The sequence below is a fragment of the Collinsella sp. CLA-ER-H6 genome, assembly GCF_040092305.1.
GTDB lineage: Bacteria > Actinomycetota > Coriobacteriia > Coriobacteriales > Coriobacteriaceae > Collinsella.
The window spans coordinates 74,379-92,739 of sequence record NZ_JBBNLS010000003.1; the positions used below are offsets into that span (position 1 = coordinate 74,379).

Here is an 18,361-nt window from a genome sequence, read left to right on the forward strand (position 1 = left end):
CTCAGATCCTTTCATGCATATCGAGAACGCGAACGAGCTCATCGGTCGCGCGGTCGAGATCGTCATTAACCACGACGTCGTCGTAGCGGTCGGCAAGGGCAAGCTCATCGGCGGCGTTTGCCATACGCAGCTCAATCGTCTCGGGCGTCTCGGTACCGCGACCGACTAGACGCTCGCGGAGCACCTCAAGCGAAGGCGGCTTGATAAAGATCAGCACGGCCTCGGGGAAACGCTCCTTCACCTGCAGGGCGCCCTGGACATCGATCTCCAAAATCAGAGATGCGCCAGAGGCGAGCTTGGATGTGACCTCGCTCACCAACGTGCCGTAGCAGTTACCGTGGACCTCGGCCCACTCAACAAACTCACCGTTTGCCACGCGGCGGTCGAACTCCTCGCGCGTCAGAAAAAAGTAGTTGACGCCGTCGACCTCACCTTTGCGTGGTGCTCGCGTGGTAGCCGAAACCGTCAGGCCCAGGTTCGAGCGGCGCTCGCGCACACGAGTGACGAGCGTACCCTTCCCTGCGCCTGACGGTCCAGAAATCACAAAGAGCTTGGAATCCTGAGCGCTCACTTATTTGGTCAGCTGCTCGAGGAGCTGCTCGCGCTGACGGACGCCGAGGCCCTGGACGCGACGGGTAGCGGAGATACCGAGCTCCTCCATGATCTTGGCGGCCTTGGCCTTGCCATAACCAGGAAGAGACTCGATGAGGGTGGAAACCTTCATGCGGGAAGCGATGGGGTCATCGGAGTTGAGCACGGACTCGAGGGACTTCTCGCCCTTCTTGATCTGCTCGCGAAGCTCAGCGCGGGCGTGACGTGCGGCAGCAGCCTTCTCAAGAGCCTGCTTACGCTGCTCATCGGTAAGCTGAGGGAGTGCCATTCGTACCTCCAAATAGTTGGGTTATATCTGATTCAATAATTGGCATTTTAGCACGTAGAACGTACAAAATGCCCAATCGCGGCTCCATAGGTTAGACGATACCCGCAAAAAGTGCAATATACTGCGCCCAAAGTTAAGCCCCTGACCTGCGATTCCACACAAAGGATGGGAAAGTTTACGCAGGCACAGGGGCTATTTTGTGCTAATGAGATCCAAAAGTGGTGACTTAGGGGAATCTTTTACGCGACGTTTTCGACCAGCTCGGCGACGATGGCGTCAAAGGCGGCAACCGGATCGTCGGCGCCGGTGATGGGACGGCCCACCACAATGTGGCTTGCGCCGCGCTCGATAGCCTGGGAAGGCGTCGCCACGCGGGACTGGTCACCAAGGGCGGCACCCACCGGACGCACGCCCGGAGTCACGATCAGGGCATCAGGACCCAGCAGCTCACGCATGTCGTGAGCCTCCATCGGCGAGCACACGATGCCATCGATGCCGTTGGCCTGAGCGAGCTTTGCCAGGCGGGCGGCCTCCTCGGCCACGGGCGACTCGACGCCGATCTCGCTCAAGGCATCCTGATTCATGCTCGTGAGCACGGTGATGGCGACGAGCTTGGCGCGGTCCTCGCGCGCCTCCTCGGCACCCTCGCGGCAGGCAGCGAGCATGGCGCCCGAACCCAAGCCGTGAACCGAGAGCAGGTCGGCACCGGCAAGCGAGGCCGAACGGGCGGCACCGCGAACCTGATGCGGAATATCATGGAACTTAAGGTCAAGGAAGACCTTAAAGCCCAGGTCCTTGAACGTCTTGACGATCTCAGGACCCTCGGCGTAATAGAGCGTCATGCCAACCTTGAGCCAGGCGGCATGGCCCGAAAGCTCGTGGGCAAGCTCGAGCGCACGCTCACGATCGCAGTCGAGAGCGACGATAACGCGGTCGCGGGCATCGGTCTCTAGCATTCGAAAGCACCTACCAGTTCGTTGATGTCCTTCACGCCCTGGGACTCCGCCCAGGCCTCGAGCTCGTGCGCGATCTTGAGCGAAGCGCACGGATCGACGAAGTTGGCCATGCCGACCGACACGCAGGTGGCGCCAGCCAGGATAAACTCGGCCGCATCTTCGCCCGTCATGACACCGCCGACACCGTTGATGGGGATATCGACGGCCTGAGCGACCTCCCAGACCATGCGAACGGCGATGTGGTGGCACAGCGGGCCCGAAAGGCCGCCCTTGGGCTTGGCCACACGGGATTTGCGGGTATGGACGTCGATGGCCATGCCCTGGATGGAGTTAATGACCGAAAGGCCGTCGGCGCCGGCGGCCTCGAGAGCCTTGGCAATCTCGGCAACGTTAACCGGAGCCATCTTTACGAACAGCGGCTTATCGGTCACCTTACGGCAGGCAGCCATAACGGCAGAGGCGCCCTCGGGCGAGGAGCCCATGGCGGCACCGCCGGCGGCAATATTGGGGCAGCTGACGTTGATCTCGTAGCCGGCAGCCCAGGGGCACAGCTCGACATACATCTCGAGCGCGCGGACAAACTCCTCGACGGAGTGACCGGCGACCTGACAGATGACCTGACAACCGTCCTTGGAGAGCTGCTCGAGCCACGGACCGGACTCGCGGGCAAAAGCGGCCACGCCGGGGTTCTGAAGGCCCACGGAGTTAATCATACCGCCGGGAATCTCGGCCATGCGGGGCGCGGGGTTGCCGGGCCAGGGCTCGGCAGCGCAACCCTTGGTGGTGATGGCGCCCAGCTGGGAAACATCAAAGAAGTTCTGGAACTGCCAACCGTAGCCAAAGGTACCGGCTGCGGTGTTGATGGGGTTCTGCATCTTGACGCCGCCGAAATCGACGGCCATGTTCACGGTACCCACTAGAAGACCACCACCTTGGAAGCATCGAACACGGGGCCGCACATGCAGGCGCCCTTCATACCGTCGACCGTCTCTACATTGCAAGTGTTGCAGGCGCCAAAGCCACAGCTCATCATGCGCTCGAGCGACACCTCGCAGTACGCACCGGCCTCGGCGGCAGCGGCGGCGACCTTCTTCATCATGACGGCGGGACCGCAGCTGGCGACGTAGTCATAACCGCCCTCGCCGAGCAGCTCGGCGGCAGGATCGGTGCAGAAGCCGTGCGTGCCCAACGAGCCGTCGTCGGTGCATACGTCGACCGTATCGCACAGCGAGCGGAACTCATCGATGCCCACGGCCTTGGAAGCGGTACCAAAGCCCAGGCACACGTCGACATCCACGCCCTGCCCGGCAAGCATGCCGGCGAGGCAGAGCACGGGCGGAACGCCGATGCCGCCCGCCACGAGCAGCGCCTTCCTAGTGCCCTCGGGAACAAGCCAGCCGCGGCCGCCAGGGCCCAACAGGTTGGACTTGGAGCCGGGGGCCATCTGCGACAGACGACGGGTGTCGTCACCCACGACGGCGTACCACAGCTCGACGGTACCGGCCTGGGCGTCGGCGCGATAGAAGCTCAGGGGCACGCGAAGCAGCGAGGACGCATCGCCGGGCACGGCAATGTTCACAAACTGACCGGGCTTGAGCGCACTTGCAAGCTTGGGGGCCGAGATGACGAGCGAGAAGATGCCGTCGGCGATCTCCTGGTTCGAGACGACCTCGAAGTCGTGCATGCGTGCAGTGGAAGGTGTGGGCATAGACGCTCCAATCCCCCATGCGGTTGCATGGTCAAAACGAACAGAAAGCGCGGCACCGCAAGGGCACCGCGCACAAAAGCGATAAGGCTATGCTAGCAGATGCAGCCGTCGGCGAGCGTCTGCTTACCGCCGACAAACACATCGGTGGCACGACCGGTAAGCGTGCGGCCGGCAAAACCGGAGTTCTCGGCGCGCGACTCGTAACCGTCCTCGCCGACCGTCCAGGTGGCAGAGGGGTCGAATACGGTCAGGTCGGCAACGGAGCCCACCTTGACCTGAACCTGGTCGAGGCCCAGGATCTCACGCGGCTTGATGGCCATGAGCTCGACCATACGGCCCATGCTCATCTTGCCCGTGTTGACCAGCTCGGTGAGCACGAGCGACAGCGAGGTCTCGAGACCGATCATGCCAAAGGGCGCAAGCTCGAACTCGCGGGCCTTCTCCCACGGGGTGTGGGGAGCGTGATCGGTGACGATAACGTCGACGGTGCCGTCGATGACGCCCTGACGGATGGCCTCGGCATCCTCCTCGGTACGCAGCGGCGGATTGACCTTGAGCGAGGTGTTGTAGGTCTCGTCCAGGTCGTTCTCGGTCAGGAACATGTGGTGCGGGGTAGCCTCGCAGGTAACCTGAACGCCAGCGGCCTTACCGGCACGCACGATCTCCAGGCCATGGGCGGTGGAGATGTGCTGGATGTGCAGCTTGGCACCAGTCAGCTTGGCGATCTCGATGTCACGGGCGATCTGGAGCTCCTCGCCGGCAGCCGGCCAACCCTCGAGAGCCAGACGGGTCGAGACCTTGCCCTCGTTGATCTGGCCGTGGCCGACCAGGTCCTCGTCCTGGCAGTGGCTCATAAAGACCTTGCCGAACATCTTGCCGTAGTCCATGCAACGACGGAGCATACCCGCGCCCTGCACGCCGCGACCGTCGTCGGTGAAGGCGACGGCGCCGTGGGCGACCATATCGCCCATCTCGGACATGGCCTCGCCCTTAAGACCGCGGGTCATGGCACCCGACGGATAAACGCGGCAGTGACCGACCTCGGCAGCGCGGGACTTGACGAACTCCACGACGGTGCCGTTATCGGTGGCGGGATCGGTGTTGGGCATGGCGCACACGCCGGTAAAGCCGCCCTTGGCAGCTGCGCGGGTGCCGCTCTCGATGTCCTCTTTGACCTCGTAGCCGGGCTCGCGAAGGTGAACGTGCATATCCACCAGGCCAGGGACGAGGTACTTGCCGGAAAGGTCGCGGACCTCGGCTCCCTCGACGGCGAGATTCTCGCCGACCTCGGCGATCTTGTCGCCGTCAATCAGGACGTCAACGACACCGTCAAGCTCGACGGACGGGTCGACGACGTGGGCATTCTTAAGAAGCAAGGCCATTATCGGCACCTCCAAGCAGCAGATACAGGATAGCCATACGCACGCAGATACCGGCGTAGACCTGCTCCAGGATGACGGAGCGTTGCGGGTGGTCGGCCATATAGGAGTCGAACTCGACGCCGCGGTTGATGGGGCCCGGGTGGCAGATGATCGCATCGGGCTTCATAAGCTTCTCGCGGTCCTTGGTCAGGCCGAAGAGCTTGTGGTACTCACGAATGGTCGGGAACGGTGCGCCCTCGAGGCGCTCCTGCTGCACGCGCAGCATGTAGACGACGTCCAGCTCGGGCAGGACGGAATCGAGGTCGCTCGTCACGTGGTCGCAGCCCAAGACCTCGGGCGACGGCGGCAGCAGCGTGCCGGGGGCGACGGCGTAGGTCTCGCAGCCCATGATCTTAAGGGCGGGGATCAGCGAGCCGCAAACGCGGGAGTGGGCGATATCGCCGACGACGGCGACCTTCAGACCGTGGAAGTCACCCTTGTGCTCCCAGATGGTGTACAGGTCGAGCAGGGCCTGCGTAGGATGGTTGTGCTTGCCGTCACCGGCGCAGATGACGCTTGCGGGCGAGTTCTGAGTGACGATGTAGGGAGCGCCGGCGTGCTTATCGCGCACGACAATGCAGTCGATCTTGTAGGCGTTGAGGGTCTCGACGGTGTCGACGAGGCTCTCGCCCTTGACCGTGGAGGTCGAGGAGCCGCCAAAGTTGAGGCTGTCGGCCGAAAGACGCTTCTCGGCGAGCTCGAAGGAGCTGCGGGTGCGCGTCGAGGGCTCGTTGAACATATTGACGATGGTCTTGCCCTTGAGCGTGGGGACCTTCTTGATCGCACGCTCGTTGACCTCGGAGAACGCCTTGGCGGTCTCGAGGATGAGCTTGATGTCCTCTTCGGAGTACTCGGTAATGTCGATCAGGTGCTTATGGTTGAACGCCACGGTACTACTCACCTCCCAGCGGCGCGGAGCCCACGTGGGAACCCGGCGCGACGTCGTTAATCTCGACGGCGGTGTGGCCGTCGACTTCTTTCATATATAGGTGCACGTTCTCCTCATGCGACGAGGGAACGTTCTTGCCGACAAAGTCCGGCGAGATGGGGAGCTCGCGGTGACCGCGGTCAACGAGAACTGCCAGCTCAATACGGCTCGGACGGCCCAGGTCCATGACGGCGTCCAGAGCAGCGCGGATGGTACGACCCGTGTACAGGATGTCGTCCACCAGCACGACGCGCTTGCCGTCGACGCTAAAGGGAATGTTGGTGGCGTGGATCGCGGGAGCGAAATTGGTCGCATAGTCATCGCGGTAGAAGCTGATGTCCAGGCTGCCGAGCGGAACTTCGACGCCCTCGATCTCCTTGATCTCCTCGGCGAGCTTCTTTGCCAGAAGGTCGCCGCGCGTGACGATGCCGACCAGAGCGAGGTCTTCACAGCCCTCGTTGCGCTCGAGAATCTCGTGCGCGATGCGGGTCATCGCTCGATTGACGGCGGTCTCGTCCATGATGACCGCCTTGGGGGAAGTCGTGCCCATCGATCTCCTTCCTCACATGTCTTGACTGCTGACACAGTCAAAAAAATAGATGCCCGACCGCTTAAAGCGGACCAGACACCCACAGGAAAGGCTGCTCGCATGGCAGCTATGTAATTCCATGTGGGTATCTCGTACCCCTTTAATGGTCAAGGGATAGTGTAGCCAACCTCGAGCTTAATTGCGAGCATAAATACTGAGCAATCCGTAAACGGAGCCCAATGCTCCATAAACCTATATATATTTGTGGGACGAGCTTGAAAACACACGCACGAGCTGGCATAATCCCCTCTGCTGCACGCAAATCGGATCTACGTCCAGGGCCGTGGCGTGGGCACTATCGCCAAAAGAGGAATATCTCTGTGTAGATTGCGCACAGGGAGCGACTTCTGTGCTATAGTTCAGGCTTGTTTGTTAACGCGACATGTTCGTTTGTCGCCCAAGGAGGGTCAGTTATGTCCAAAGTTTGCGAAGTTTGCGGTAAGCACCCCGTTGCCGGTCGCTCCATCAGCCACTCTCACCGCGTCACCAACCGTAAGTTCCGCCCCAACATCCAGCGCGTCTACGTCGTCGTCGATGGTCACCGTCGCAAGATGAACGTTTGCTCCACCTGCCTCAAGTCTGGCAAGGTTGCGCGCTCCTAAATAAGGTCTTACCAACAAGTACCTCGGACTCTCCGGGTCAAAGACCTCGCGTTCACATAGAACTTACCAAAGGCGCCCTCCCCTACGGAGGACGCCTTTTTGCACTCATTGGGGACAGACTTACATGAGTGTTTTCACGCATTGGGGACAGACGTGACGTACACATGCGGCGCCATGATCAAGTCCTGCCCAGCCTCACGCAGCCTCCCTCCAGCCCACAGTGGCCTTGGTCACGCTTGTAGCGCCAATGCCGGTGATACGGGCAATTTGCTTGACCGTGAGATGTGCCCGCCTGAGCCTCAGCAGACAGGCATCGCGATCGGGGCGTGGCAGGGCCTTGAGCAGCGCAGGATCTATGCTCGGCAGGACTTCGTGCGCAATGGAAAGGGCCTCCTCATCGGGGATCCGCCGGCGTGGAAGAACCTCCACTGACCAAGTGCGCCCGGCAACTTCCTCGAGATGCTCGCAATAGCAACGGGAGCCTCCGACGATATCGAGCATAGGGGCCGCATCGCAGATGTCAAAGGGATCGTAGCCCAGCTGGTATGCCCTAAAGCTTGACCAGCGGTATGCTTCGAGAGAGTCGATCGCACCTTTCACAGGATTGAGATGGATATAATCGAGTAGCTGCACCGCCTGTGTGTCCGACTCAACCGCAACACGCGAATAGCGATTGTCAAACAGATGGCCCGTTCTTCCCGTTTTCCCATTGAAATACTTAGCATACGCCGTCAGTGCGCACTGCATTGCCTTTGAAAGGTTGTCATATGGGTCATCAACCATCAAATGGAAGTGGTTGTCCATAAGGCACCAAGCCAACACTGCCACTTTATGGCGTGCAAACCTGTCCGAGATGTCCGATAAGAAACGATATCGGTCAGAGTCATCTTCAAAAATAATCTGTTTGGAGTTGCCACGGTCAAAGACGTGGTAATAGCCGGTGAGCGAAACGGCGCGGGCACATCGGGGCATAATCTCTCCTTTCAAAACTGAACAGGCAACACCTAAAAGGAGAGAAGGAACGCGAAATGCTGAGCCTGTGACCTATTTATATCCAATGATCGGCAAAAACAGGTTCAGAACGGCAAAATGGCAAAACGATGTCTGTCCCAAATGAGTGAAAGCACTCATGTAAGTCTGTCCCCAATAAGTGAGGCAATGCACTGGCAGATAGTTGTTGTTAAAACGCTTCAGTTTATTGAAGCGTTTTAGTGTGCCTTTTACAGGAATCTTACCGTTCGCCGAATAATTTCTTGCTATCATGCAAGGCGTAGGGTAAATCTCCGATCGCAAGGAGACACAAATGGTGAAAAAGTCACCGGAAAACACTACTCCCGCAATTGTGGACAACGTAGAGGCGCTTGAGGCTAAGCTCGCTCAGATGCGAGAGGCCCAGGCGCTTTTTGCTACGTACACGCAGGAGCAGGTCGACAAGATCTTCTATGAGGCCGCCATGGCCGCCAACAAGGCTCGTATCCCGTTGGCGAAGATGGCCATCGAGGAGACCGGCCGCGGCGTTCTTGAGGACAAGGTCATCAAGAACCACTACGCCGCAGAGTACATCTACAACGCTTACAAGAACACCAAGACCTGTGGTGTCCTGGAGCGCGACGAGGCTTACGGCATCACCAAGATCGCCGAGCCCATCGGCATCGTGGGCGCCGTCATCCCGACGACCAACCCCACCTCCACCGCGATCTTCAAGACGCTGATCTGCCTGAAGACCCGCAACGCCATCATCATCTCCCCGCACCCGGCAGCCGCCAAGTGCACCATCGCCGCCGCCAAGCTCGTGCTTGACGCCGCCGTCAAGGCCGGCGCCCCCGAGGGCATCATCGGCTGGGTCGATGTCCCCTCCATCGAGCTGACCAACATGGTCATGCGCGACGTCGACATCATCCTCGCCACCGGTGGCCCGGGCATGGTCAAGGCCGCTTACTCCTCGGGCAAGCCCGCCCTAGGCGTTGGCGCCGGTAACACCCCGGTCGTCATCGACGACACCGCCGACGTGCTGCTCGCCGTCAACTCCATCATCCACTCCAAGACCTTCGACAACGGCATGATCTGCGCTTCCGAGCAGTCCGTGACTGTCATCGACAGCATCTATGACCAGGTTAAGGCCGAGTTCCAGAAGCGCGGCTGCTACTTCGTCAAGCAGGGTGCCGACATGGAGGCCCTGCGTGCCGCCATGTTCAAGAACGGCGCTCTCGATCACCGCATCCCCGGCATGGCTGCTGCCAAGATCGCCGAGCTCGCCGGCATCGAGGTTCCCGCCAAGACCAAGATCCTGATCGCCGAGGTCACCTCCACCGACCCCGCCAAGGAGGAGTTCTCCCACGAGAAGCTCTCCCCGGTCCTGGCCATGTACCACGCCAAGGACTTCCAGGAGGCCGTCGACAAGGCCGAGCACCTCGTGCTCGCCGGTGGCCCGGGCCACACCGCCTCTCTGTACGTGCACCCCGCCCAGGCCGAGAAGATCAGCCTGTTCGAGCACGTCATGAAGGCCTGCCGTATCGTCATCAACACCCCGTCCTCGCACGGCGGCATCGGTGACCTGTACAACTTTGGCATGAAGCCGTCTCTGACCCTGGGCTGCGGCTCCTGGGGCGGCAACTCCGTCTCCGAGAACGTTGGGGTGAAGCACTTGATCAACGTTAAGACTGTGGCCGAGCGCCGTGAGAACATGCTGTGGTTCCGCGCTCCCGAGAAGGTCTACTTCAAGAAGGGTTCCACGCCCGTCGCCCTCGACGAGCTGGGCAACGTCATGGGCAAGAAGCGCGCCTTCATCGTCACCGACCAGTTCCTCTTCAAGAATGGCAACACCCGCGCCATCGAGGCCAAGCTCGACGAGATGGGCATCGCCCACGACTGCTTCTACGACGTCGAGCCCGATCCGTCGCTGCAGTGCGCACGTCGCGGCGCCAAGCAGATGGCCCTCTTTGAGCCGGACGTCATCATCGCCGTCGGCGGTGGCTCCGCTATGGACGCCGGCAAGATCATGTGGATGATGTACGAGCACCCCGAGTGCAAGTTTGAGGACATGGCCATGGACTTCATGGACATCCGCAAGCGTATCTTCACCTTCCCCGAGATGGGCAAGAAGGCCTACTTCGTCGCCGTCCCGACCTCTTCGGGTACCGGCTCCGAGTGCACGCCGTTCGCCATCATCACCGACAAGGAGACCGGCATCAAGTGGCCGCTCGCCGACTACGCGCTGCTCCCCAACATGGCTATCGTCGACGCCGACAACTGCATGACCGCACCGCGCGGCCTGACCGCTGCCTCCGGCATCGACGTCATGACCCACGCCATCGAGTCCTACGTCTCCATCATGGCTTCCGACTACACCAAGGGCCTCTCCGAGCGCGCTGCCAAGCTCGTCTTTGAGAACCTGCCCTCCAGCTTCACGAATGGCGCCAAGGACCCGCACGCCCGCGAGGAGATGCACAACGCCTCCTGCATGGCCGGTATGGCCTTCGCCAATGCCTTCCTGGGCCTCAACCACTCCATGGCCCACAAGCTCGGCGCCTTCCATCACCTGCCCCACGGCCTCGCCAACGCCGTCATCCTGACCCGCGTCATGCGCTACAACGCCGCCGAGGCTCCCGTCAAGATGGGTACCTTCTCCCAGTATCCTTACCCCAACGCGCTGCACAACTACGCCGAGATGGCCAAGTACTGCGGCATCGAGGGCAAGGACGACAAGGAGGTCTTCGAGAACTTCATCACGAAGCTCGAGGAGCTCAAGGACTTCATCGGCGTCAAGAAGACCATCGCCGACTACGGTGTCGACGAGCAGTACTTCCTCGACACCCTCGACGAGATGACCGAGCAGGCATTCAACGACCAGTGCACCGGCGCTAACCCGCGCTACCCGCTCATGAGCGAGATCAAGGAGCTCTACCTGGACGCCTACTACGGCCGCGAGCCCCAGGATTACGCCGTCTGCTAGTTTTAGCACGGTTTTTAACGGCGGGGGTGCACGGGTGTTTCACACACCCCCGCCGTCGCTTCTATCGCATCGTTGAAAGGATGCAACCATGCTGCTACCCGATTCCAAGACCGAGCTCGTCCGCCGTGGCAACAAGGTCGTTTACGACCTGGGCGACAAGATCGTCAAGGTCTTTAACGAGACCAAGCCTGTCTCCGACGTGTTCAACGAGGCTTTGAATCTTGCCCGCATCAATGAGTGCGGCATCCGCAGCCCCAAGGCTCTCGAGGTTTCCCAGCTCGAGAACGCCAACGGCTGGGCGCTCGTGACCGAGAAGGTTCCGGGCACCACCCTTGCCGAGAAGATGACTGCCGAGCCCCAGCGCTTTGGTGAGTACCTCGAGATGTTCGTCGACCTCCAGATCGAGATCCACGGCTACACCTCCCCGCTGCTCAACCGTCAGCGCGACAAGTTCGCCCGCATGATCGACAGCCTTGATCAGCTCAATGCCACCACGCGCTACAACCTTCAGGAGCGTCTGGACGGCATGACCAAGGAGTTCAAGGTCTGCCACGGCGACTTCAACCCCTCCAACGTCATCGTCGGCGACGACGGTCAGCTCTATGTGTGCGACTGGGCACACGCCACCCAGGGCTCCCCTGCTGCCGACGTTGCCACCACCTACCTGCTCTTTGCCCTCAACAGCAAGGACCAGGCCGAGGCCTACCTGGAGCTCTACTGCGACCGTGCCGACATGCCCATGCAGGTCGTGCGTCAGTGGACGAGCATCGTCGCCGCTTCCGAGCTCGCTCGTAAGCGCAACGTGAACGATGAGTTCCTGAAGAACTGGATCGATGTCGTCGATTATCAGTAATATCTGAGCGATTTATTTCGCATCGGAGGCACAATGGAAAACCCCGCAGCTCGCATGGGCTGTGGGGTTTTCCTTTTAGATATCGAGGATGCTACAAGCTAATAGAACGGCCCCGCATCTCCCCGATTGGAGAAATGCGGGGCCGTCCCACATATCGAACTACAAGCGAAATCGTCGATTAACGGCGGGCTGCCTTAACAAGCTCGGCAACCTTGGCAACGACCTCGTCGATCGCCACGTCCTCGCGCTCGCCCGTAGCACGGTCCTTGAGCTCCACAGTACCATTCTTGAGGCCACGCTTACCCAGAACGACCTGATACGGGAAACCCATAAGGTCGTTATCGGCAAACTTAAAGCCGGGACGCTCGTCGCGGTCGTCGACGACGACCTCGATGCCCTCGGCGCACAGGCCATCAACGATCTGCTCGCAGACGGTAGCGCACTCCTCCTTCTTGGGATCGAGCGGAATCACCGCGACCTCGTACGGGGCAACGGAGACCGGCCAGACGATGCCGTGCTCGTCGTTGTGCTGCTCCACGACGGCAGCAAGCGAGCGGGACACGCCCACGCCGTAGCAACCCATGATGAGCGGCTTCTCTTTGCCGTCCTCGTCCATAAAGGTGGCACCCATGGCCTCGGAATACTTGGTGCCCAGCTGGAAGACCTGGGAGACCTCGATGCCGCGAGCAGCAGAGAGCGGCTTGCCGCAGTGCGGGCAGGGATCGCCGGCAACGACGGTGACCAGGTCGGCCCACTCGTCGACGGTAAAGTCGCGTTCGGGACAGGCCCCGGTAAAGTGATAATCGACCTCGTTGGCACCGCAGGCCCACTGCTTGGACTCGCGCAGGCTCTCGTCGCACACCAGATGGATGCCCTCGGGCAGGTTGACCGGTCCGATAAAGCCCTTGTGCAGGCCGTTCGCCTGAAGCTCCTCGTCGGTCATCATGCGATAGCCCTTGCCAAAGACATGCTCGGCCTTGCAGTCATTGAGCTCGTGGTCGCCCGGGACAATGGCCACGACCGGCTTGCCCTCAGCGTCGATGAGTGCCAGCGACTTTCGCGTACCGTTCTCGGGGAAGCCGAAGAACTTTGCAACGGCCTCGATGGTGCCCATACCCGGAGTCTCAACCTTGGTAAGCGTACCGTCGCCGGGGCCCTCGGTCACAACGACCTTGGTGCTTGCAGCCTCGTCATCGGCAGCAAAGCCGCAATCGTCGCAGTAGACCAGCGAAGCCTCGCCGGCGTCGGCCAGAGCCATGTACTCGACGGAAGTGTCGCCGCCGATCTCGCCGGAGTCGGCGACAACGGGCAGAGCCTTGATATAGCAGCGCTCGCAGATGTTAGCGTAGGCCTGCTTCATCTTGTCGTACTCCTCCTGCAGGCTCTCCTGCGTGGCGGAGAAGCTGTAGGCGTCCTTCATGATGAACTCGCGACCGCGCATCAGGCCAAAGCGGGGGCGGAACTCGTCGCGGAACTTATCCTGGATGTGGTAGAGGTTAACGGGCAGCTGCTTGTAGGAGCGCAGCTCATTGCGAACCAGGGCCGTAACGGTCTCCTCGTGCGTGGGGCCCAGGACGAACTCGCGACCATGACGGTCGTCAAAGCGCACAAGCTCCTTGCCATAGGCGTCGATGCGGCCGGACTCACGCCACAACTCGGCGTCGACCATGATAGGCATCATAAGCTCCTGGGCACCGGCGGCATCCATCTCGTCGCGCACGATGTTCTCGATCTTGCGAATCGAGCGCCATGCGAGCGGCAGGTAGGAATACAGACCGGCGGCCTCCTTGCGGATCATGCCGGCACGGAGCAGCAGGCGGTGGCTGGCGAGCTCAGCGTCCGCCGGATCCTCTTTAAGCGTCGGCGCATAGAGCTTAGACATATACATTGCTCGGGTCATTTATTTCTCCTCAATAAGCTTGTCGACCTCTGCCATAAGCGCGTCGACAATTTGATCCTCAGCTACTTTACCAATGATCTGGCCATGCGAAAAGAGCAGGGCCTGACCTCGTCCACAGGCCACGCCTAGGTCGGCGTCGGAAGCCTCGCCGGGGCCATTAACGGCACATCCCATGACGGCAATCGAAAGCGGCGCGGCATAGTTCTTAAGCCGCTCGGTTACTTCCTCGGCGATGGGAATGAGGTTAACCTGGCAGCGGGCGCACGTGGGGCACGAGACAATCTCGGGGCCACGGCGACGCAGGCCCAGCGACTGCAGAATACCCCAGGCAACCGGCGGCTCCTCGACCGGATCGGCCGTGAGCGAGACGCGCATAGTGTCGCCGATGCCCTCGGACAGCAGAATACCCAGTCCCACCGAGCTCTTAATGGTGCCCTGCAGCTTGGTACCGGCCTCCGTCACGCCCAGGTGAAGCGGAACGTGGGGAATCTCGCGCGACAGGGCGCGATAGGTATCAAGCGTCGTCTGTACGCTATGGGCCTTGGCGGAAAGCACGATGTTGGTAAAGCCGCGGTCCTCAAAGTGCTGCACAAAGCGCTCGCTCGACATCACGAGCTTCTCGGGCTGCGTGAGGTCGTCGCGCTCGGCGATGTCCTGCTCAAGCGAACCGGCGTTGACACCGATGCGAATCGCACAACCCGCGGCACCCGCAGCATCGATCACCGCGTCAACCTTAGCCCAATCGCCGATATTGCCGGGATTGATGCGCAGCTTGGCAGCACCGGCCTCAACGGCACCAATGGCGAGCTTATGGTTAAAGTGAATATCAGCGACAATCGGCACCGGAGACTCGGCACAGATGGTGCGGAAACCCTCAAGCGCGGCCTCAGTGGGCACGCTCACACGCACGATATCGCAGCCAGCCTGCGCCAACGCGCACACTTGCGCAAGCGTTGCCTGGGCATCAGCGGTATCGGTGCAGGTCATGGACTGGACCACGACCGGCGCGCCGCCGCCGATCTGCACGCCGCCCACATGCACGGGGCGCGTCAGCTCGCGCGGCAAAGAATGGGATAGAGACAATCCAAACACTCCCCTACAGAATAAATCGAAGGATGTCGGAACGAAGCATATAGACAAACAGCAGTGCGAAGAGCGCGATGCCCACATAGCTCACAATCGTCTGGACCTTGAGCGGCAGCTCGCGACCCGCAATCTTTTGAATGATCTCGATGACCAGCTTGCCGCCGTCGAGCGGGGGGATGGGCAGCAAGTTCATAAAACCCAACGAGAACGAAATGAGGGCGGCAAACGAAAGGAACGTGGCAGGGCCGGCAGCAGCAGCCTGTGAGGACATAACGCTAATACCCACGATCGAAGAGGACTGATCGAGGATCTCCATCGTATGCTGCGGCTGGAGCAGGCGCATCACGCCCTCCGCTGTCTGCACGACATAGGAGAACGAAAGTCGAGCCGACGTGATGGGGTCTAAACGGACCACCTGCGTAGAGGCATACACACCTAGGCGCTCGTCCTCTTTGAGCGCAACCGCGGTCGAATGCTGCTTGCCGTCACGCTCGTACTCGATGGCGATATCGTCCTTACCGGCAGCCTTACCGATGGCATCGTAAACGTCCATCCAGGTAGAGCACGATACTCCGTTAACCGAAAGGATCGCGTCGCCGCCCTCGATACCCGCCTTGGCGGCAATAGACCCCTCGTCAACCTGACCGATCACGTTGGTATCCATCGGCACGGTGACACCCGCAATGGAATAGATACTCATAAGCAGCAAAAAGCCCGTCAGGATATTGACGAGAATGCCCGCGAGCAGCATAAAGGCGCGCTTGAGAAAACCCTGGCCCAGATAGGTATGCGAACGCTCTTGCGCAAGGAACTCGGCTTCGCCGCACGGCAGCTCCCACACATCGCCCTCGGTAGTCGCATGCTCTCGATCGAAACGGCGGCCGTCAAAGGTGGTGTAGCCCGCCACGTCTCGCGGCAGCGTCTGATACTTGGTGGGATAGTAGCTCGGCGAGGGCTTCTCCCCTTCCTCATACCAAGGCGCGATAGAGCCCCAACCCAAGAGCAAGGCGCATGCCTCAAGCACATCCTCCTCGGATAGCTCGAGCTCGGCGGCAAGGTCGGCCACGGTCACGCGACCATGACGATAGATAGCCGCGAGCACGCGATCAGCGCACGAGACGTCGGTCGGATCCATACCGCAGATGGCAGCGTAGCCACCCAGCAGCAGCGGGGTCACGCCAAACTTGGTTCCAATGCGACGCGACGTGTAATGGATGTCAAAGCGGCACGGCAGGCCCAAAAAGAACTCGGTCACACGGACGCCGCAGGCACGCGCCGCCAAAAAGTGGCCGCCCTCGTGCAAAAACACGAGGACGGAAAGCATCAGCAGGCCCCAAAAGACAGATGAGAGAACGCTCAGAACAGTATCCATAAAACGAAAAAGCAATCCTTATGGGTTAGGAACGGGTTGCGGCGAGCACCTGCGCAGCCTTTTCACGCGCCCACGCATCGATGTCGCGAAGCTGCTCAAACGAATCGACCGCCTGCATATCGTGGGCATCCATGCAGGATTCTACAATGCGATCGATATCGGTAAAGCTGCAGCCATCGTGCAGGAAGGCATCGACGGCGACCTCGTTGGCGGCATTGAGCACGCACGGCATGGTGCCACCCGTCTTGCCAGCACGTTCGGCCAGTGCCAGACAGCGAAAGGTATCCATGTCGGCAGCATCAAACGTGAGCTGCCCCAGCTCGCGGAAATCGATACGAGGCGCCGGGGTATCCCAACGCTCGGGATACGAGAACGCGAACTGGATGGGAATACGCATGTCGGAAGCACCGAGATGCGCCATCACGGAGCCGTCGGCAAACTCGACCATAGAGTGAATCTTGGACTGACGCTGCACGACCACGTTAATGAAATCGAGGTCGCAGTTAAACAGATGCATGGCCTCAATGCGCTCCAGGCCCTTGTTCATGAGGGTGGCGGAGTCGATGGTGATCTTGGCACCCATGGCCCACGTGGGATGTGCGAGGGCATCGGCACGCGTCACGCGATTGAGCTCGTCGCGCGTGCGGCCAAAGAACGGACCGCCCGAGCAGGTAAGCCAAATACAATGAGCCTCGCGCGGGTCCTCCCCCAGATAGCACTGGTAGATGGCGGAGTGCTCAGAGTCGACTGGAATAAGCTGGCCCGGTTGTGCCAACGGCATAAGCAAGTCGCCACCGACGACGAGGGACTCCTTGTTGGCAAGGGCAAGGCGCTTATTAGAGGTCAAGGCCGCATGGCTCGCCTCGAGACCGGCAGCGCCCACAATAGCAACGAGCACGCAGTCGACATCGTCGCGACGCGCGAGCTCGCAAACCGCCTGCGCGCCAACGCCGAGCTTCGTTCCCTCGGGCAACTCCTGCAGCACAGCGTCCGCACCGTGGGCGGCGTCGGCCACGGCAACCGCCGGAACCGAGAACTCGCGGGCAGCGGCAACGAGCTCAGAGGTGCTGGAATTAACGGACAGCGCCGTCACCTGCAGGCGATCAGCATGCTGACGGCACACATCGAGTGCCTGGGTGCCGATAGAGCCCGTACAACCCAGGATGGCAACACGGAGGCGTCCATCGGGGCCATACGTCGTCTGGAATGACATTACAGCACGCCTCCGATCATCAAAAGCAGCTGAGCGGTAATGCAGCCAAAGATAAGCGAGTCGCTACGGTCGAGCATGCCGCCATGGCCCGGGATAAGGTTGCCGGAATCCTTGACGCCCACGCCACGCTTGATGCGCGACTCGATAAGGTCGCCGATAACGCCCAGGACGGACACGACCACGCCGCACAGCAGCGCATAGGGCAGGCTGAGCTTGTAGAAGTGCGTCGCCCACAGAATGAGCCAAATCAAAACCGAGCCCAGGATGCCGCCGACAAACCCCTCCCAGCTCTTTTTGGGAGAGATCTTGGGAACCATCTTGTGCTTACCGATACGGCTGCCCACGATGTAGGCAAACGAATCGGAGACCCAAAGGGACGCGCAAACGCCCACCGAAAGCAGGGCGCCGGCAAAACCGGGCACGGCATCGCGCAGCAGCACGATAGCCGACAGCATAAAGCCAGTGTAGATGGGACCCATGAGCGTAACGGCCACATCAGAGATGCGGGTACGCGGCGACCAGACATACCAAATGCCCACAGCGAGCATCAGGGCAAAAAGCAGGGCATTCAGCAACATCGAATCGCCCAACGCCGACAGCGGAAAGAGTACGGCGGCAGCGATACCCATGCGCTCGTTAGCCATCTTGCCATCGAGCCTCGTCATACGGAAAAACTCATAACAGCACAGACCGCTCATGACGGAAACAAAGATGGCCGTGGGCACGATACCCAAAACCAGGCACAGAATAAAGACGACGGCATAGACGATACCGGCGGCGGCACGGGTAATAAAGCCCGACAGCCACGAACCGGTGCCGCTCTTCGCTGCGGGCGCTCCCACAGCGGCAGCTTTGCGCGCAGGCGTCTTGGGAGCAGATGCCTTGGGACGATCGGACACGA

Annotated in this window: 17 protein-coding genes; 3 read left to right on the forward strand and 14 right to left on the reverse strand. The window is 60.7% G+C overall.

The genetic code is table 11. From position 1 onward, the window contains the following. Position 1: 1 nt before the first annotated feature. From gmk to pyrR, 8 genes are all read right to left on the reverse strand, one after another. The gene (gene gmk, locus AAAX77_RS01915; protein WP_006236131.1) at positions 2 to 571 is read right to left on the reverse strand and encodes a guanylate kinase; all 570 of its coding nucleotides are present in this window, start codon (positions 569 to 571) and stop codon (positions 2 to 4) included. Next, positions 572 to 880, reverse strand: coding sequence for an integration host factor, actinobacterial type (gene mihF, locus AAAX77_RS01920; RefSeq protein WP_006236130.1), 309 nt, complete (start codon positions 878 to 880; stop codon positions 572 to 574). 239 nt (positions 881 to 1,119) lie between these two features. Further along, positions 1,120 to 1,836, reverse strand: a complete 717-nt coding sequence (gene pyrF, locus AAAX77_RS01925) for an orotidine-5'-phosphate decarboxylase (RefSeq protein ID WP_035138533.1) — start codon at positions 1,834 to 1,836, stop codon at positions 1,120 to 1,122. Next, positions 1,830 to 2,738 carry a dihydroorotate dehydrogenase gene (locus tag AAAX77_RS01930; RefSeq protein WP_055309933.1) on the reverse strand — a complete coding sequence of 303 codons (909 nt, stop codon included), beginning with the start codon at positions 2,736 to 2,738 and terminating at the stop codon, positions 1,830 to 1,832. The genes pyrF and AAAX77_RS01930 overlap by 7 nt, the downstream gene beginning before the upstream one ends. Before the next feature lie 14 nt (positions 2,739 to 2,752). Beyond that, a complete protein-coding gene (locus AAAX77_RS01935; RefSeq protein WP_349104586.1) occupies positions 2,753 to 3,520 on the reverse strand; it encodes a dihydroorotate dehydrogenase electron transfer subunit in 768 nt (255 codons plus the stop codon). 116 nt (positions 3,521 to 3,636) lie between these two features. Beyond that, positions 3,637 to 4,926, reverse strand: coding sequence for a dihydroorotase (locus tag AAAX77_RS01940; protein ID WP_349104529.1), 1,290 nt, complete (start codon positions 4,924 to 4,926; stop codon positions 3,637 to 3,639). Further along, positions 4,910 to 5,854 (reverse strand): aspartate carbamoyltransferase catalytic subunit, encoded by a 945-nt coding sequence (locus tag AAAX77_RS01945; RefSeq protein WP_055309882.1) that lies wholly within the window; start codon positions 5,852 to 5,854, stop codon positions 4,910 to 4,912. The genes AAAX77_RS01940 and AAAX77_RS01945 overlap by 17 nt, the downstream gene beginning before the upstream one ends. 4 nt (positions 5,855 to 5,858) lie before the next feature. Next, positions 5,859 to 6,443, reverse strand: a complete 585-nt coding sequence (gene pyrR / locus AAAX77_RS01950; protein ID WP_117770320.1) for a bifunctional pyr operon transcriptional regulator/uracil phosphoribosyltransferase PyrR — start codon at positions 6,441 to 6,443, stop codon at positions 5,859 to 5,861. Between the two features lie 452 nt (positions 6,444 to 6,895). On the opposite strand from pyrR, the gene rpmB reads away from it, so the two are divergent. Continuing rightward, positions 6,896 to 7,084, forward strand: a complete 189-nt coding sequence (gene rpmB / locus AAAX77_RS01955; protein ID WP_022094725.1) for a 50S ribosomal protein L28 — start codon at positions 6,896 to 6,898, stop codon at positions 7,082 to 7,084. Between the two features lie 195 nt (positions 7,085 to 7,279). Here the strand turns inward: rpmB and AAAX77_RS01960 are convergent, their stop codons facing one another. Beyond that, positions 7,280 to 8,056: a transposase gene (locus tag AAAX77_RS01960; protein WP_349104531.1), complete on the reverse strand. Its 777-nt coding sequence runs from the start codon at positions 8,054 to 8,056 to the stop codon at positions 7,280 to 7,282. Between the two features lie 331 nt (positions 8,057 to 8,387). Here AAAX77_RS01960 and adhE point away from each other — a divergent pair, with 331 nt between their 5' ends. Together adhE and AAAX77_RS01970 are read left to right on the forward strand one after the other, a co-directional pair. Continuing rightward, positions 8,388 to 11,036: a bifunctional acetaldehyde-CoA/alcohol dehydrogenase gene (gene adhE / locus AAAX77_RS01965; RefSeq protein WP_349104533.1), complete on the forward strand. Its 2,649-nt coding sequence runs from the start codon at positions 8,388 to 8,390 to the stop codon at positions 11,034 to 11,036. An 88-nt stretch (positions 11,037 to 11,124) separates the two neighbouring features. Continuing rightward, positions 11,125 to 11,889: an aminoglycoside phosphotransferase family protein gene (locus AAAX77_RS01970; RefSeq protein ID WP_006236119.1), complete on the forward strand. Its 765-nt coding sequence runs from the start codon at positions 11,125 to 11,127 to the stop codon at positions 11,887 to 11,889. Positions 11,890 to 12,067: 178 nt separating this feature from the next. Here the strand turns inward: AAAX77_RS01970 and AAAX77_RS01975 are convergent, their stop codons facing one another. From AAAX77_RS01975 to AAAX77_RS01995, 5 genes are read right to left on the reverse strand one after another with little or no spacing between them, the layout of a single operon-like run. Then, the gene (locus AAAX77_RS01975) at positions 12,068 to 13,789 is read right to left on the reverse strand and encodes a proline--tRNA ligase (RefSeq protein ID WP_349104535.1); all 1,722 of its coding nucleotides are present in this window, start codon (positions 13,787 to 13,789) and stop codon (positions 12,068 to 12,070) included. Then, positions 13,790 to 14,872 carry a flavodoxin-dependent (E)-4-hydroxy-3-methylbut-2-enyl-diphosphate synthase gene (gene ispG, locus AAAX77_RS01980; RefSeq protein WP_349104537.1) on the reverse strand — a complete coding sequence of 361 codons (1,083 nt, stop codon included), beginning with the start codon at positions 14,870 to 14,872 and terminating at the stop codon, positions 13,790 to 13,792. Positions 14,873 to 14,885: 13 nt separating this feature from the next. Next, positions 14,886 to 16,247 carry a M50 family metallopeptidase gene (locus AAAX77_RS01985; RefSeq protein ID WP_349104538.1) on the reverse strand — a complete coding sequence of 454 codons (1,362 nt, stop codon included), beginning with the start codon at positions 16,245 to 16,247 and terminating at the stop codon, positions 14,886 to 14,888. A gap of 25 nt (positions 16,248 to 16,272) precedes the next feature. Continuing rightward, positions 16,273 to 17,460: a 1-deoxy-D-xylulose-5-phosphate reductoisomerase gene (gene dxr / locus AAAX77_RS01990; protein WP_316366182.1), complete on the reverse strand. Its 1,188-nt coding sequence runs from the start codon at positions 17,458 to 17,460 to the stop codon at positions 16,273 to 16,275. Then, positions 17,460 to 18,359 (reverse strand): phosphatidate cytidylyltransferase, encoded by a 900-nt coding sequence (locus AAAX77_RS01995; RefSeq protein WP_349104540.1) that lies wholly within the window; start codon positions 18,357 to 18,359, stop codon positions 17,460 to 17,462. Before AAAX77_RS01995 ends, dxr begins: the two co-directional genes overlap by 1 nt. Between the last annotated feature and the right edge of the window lie 2 nt (positions 18,360 to 18,361).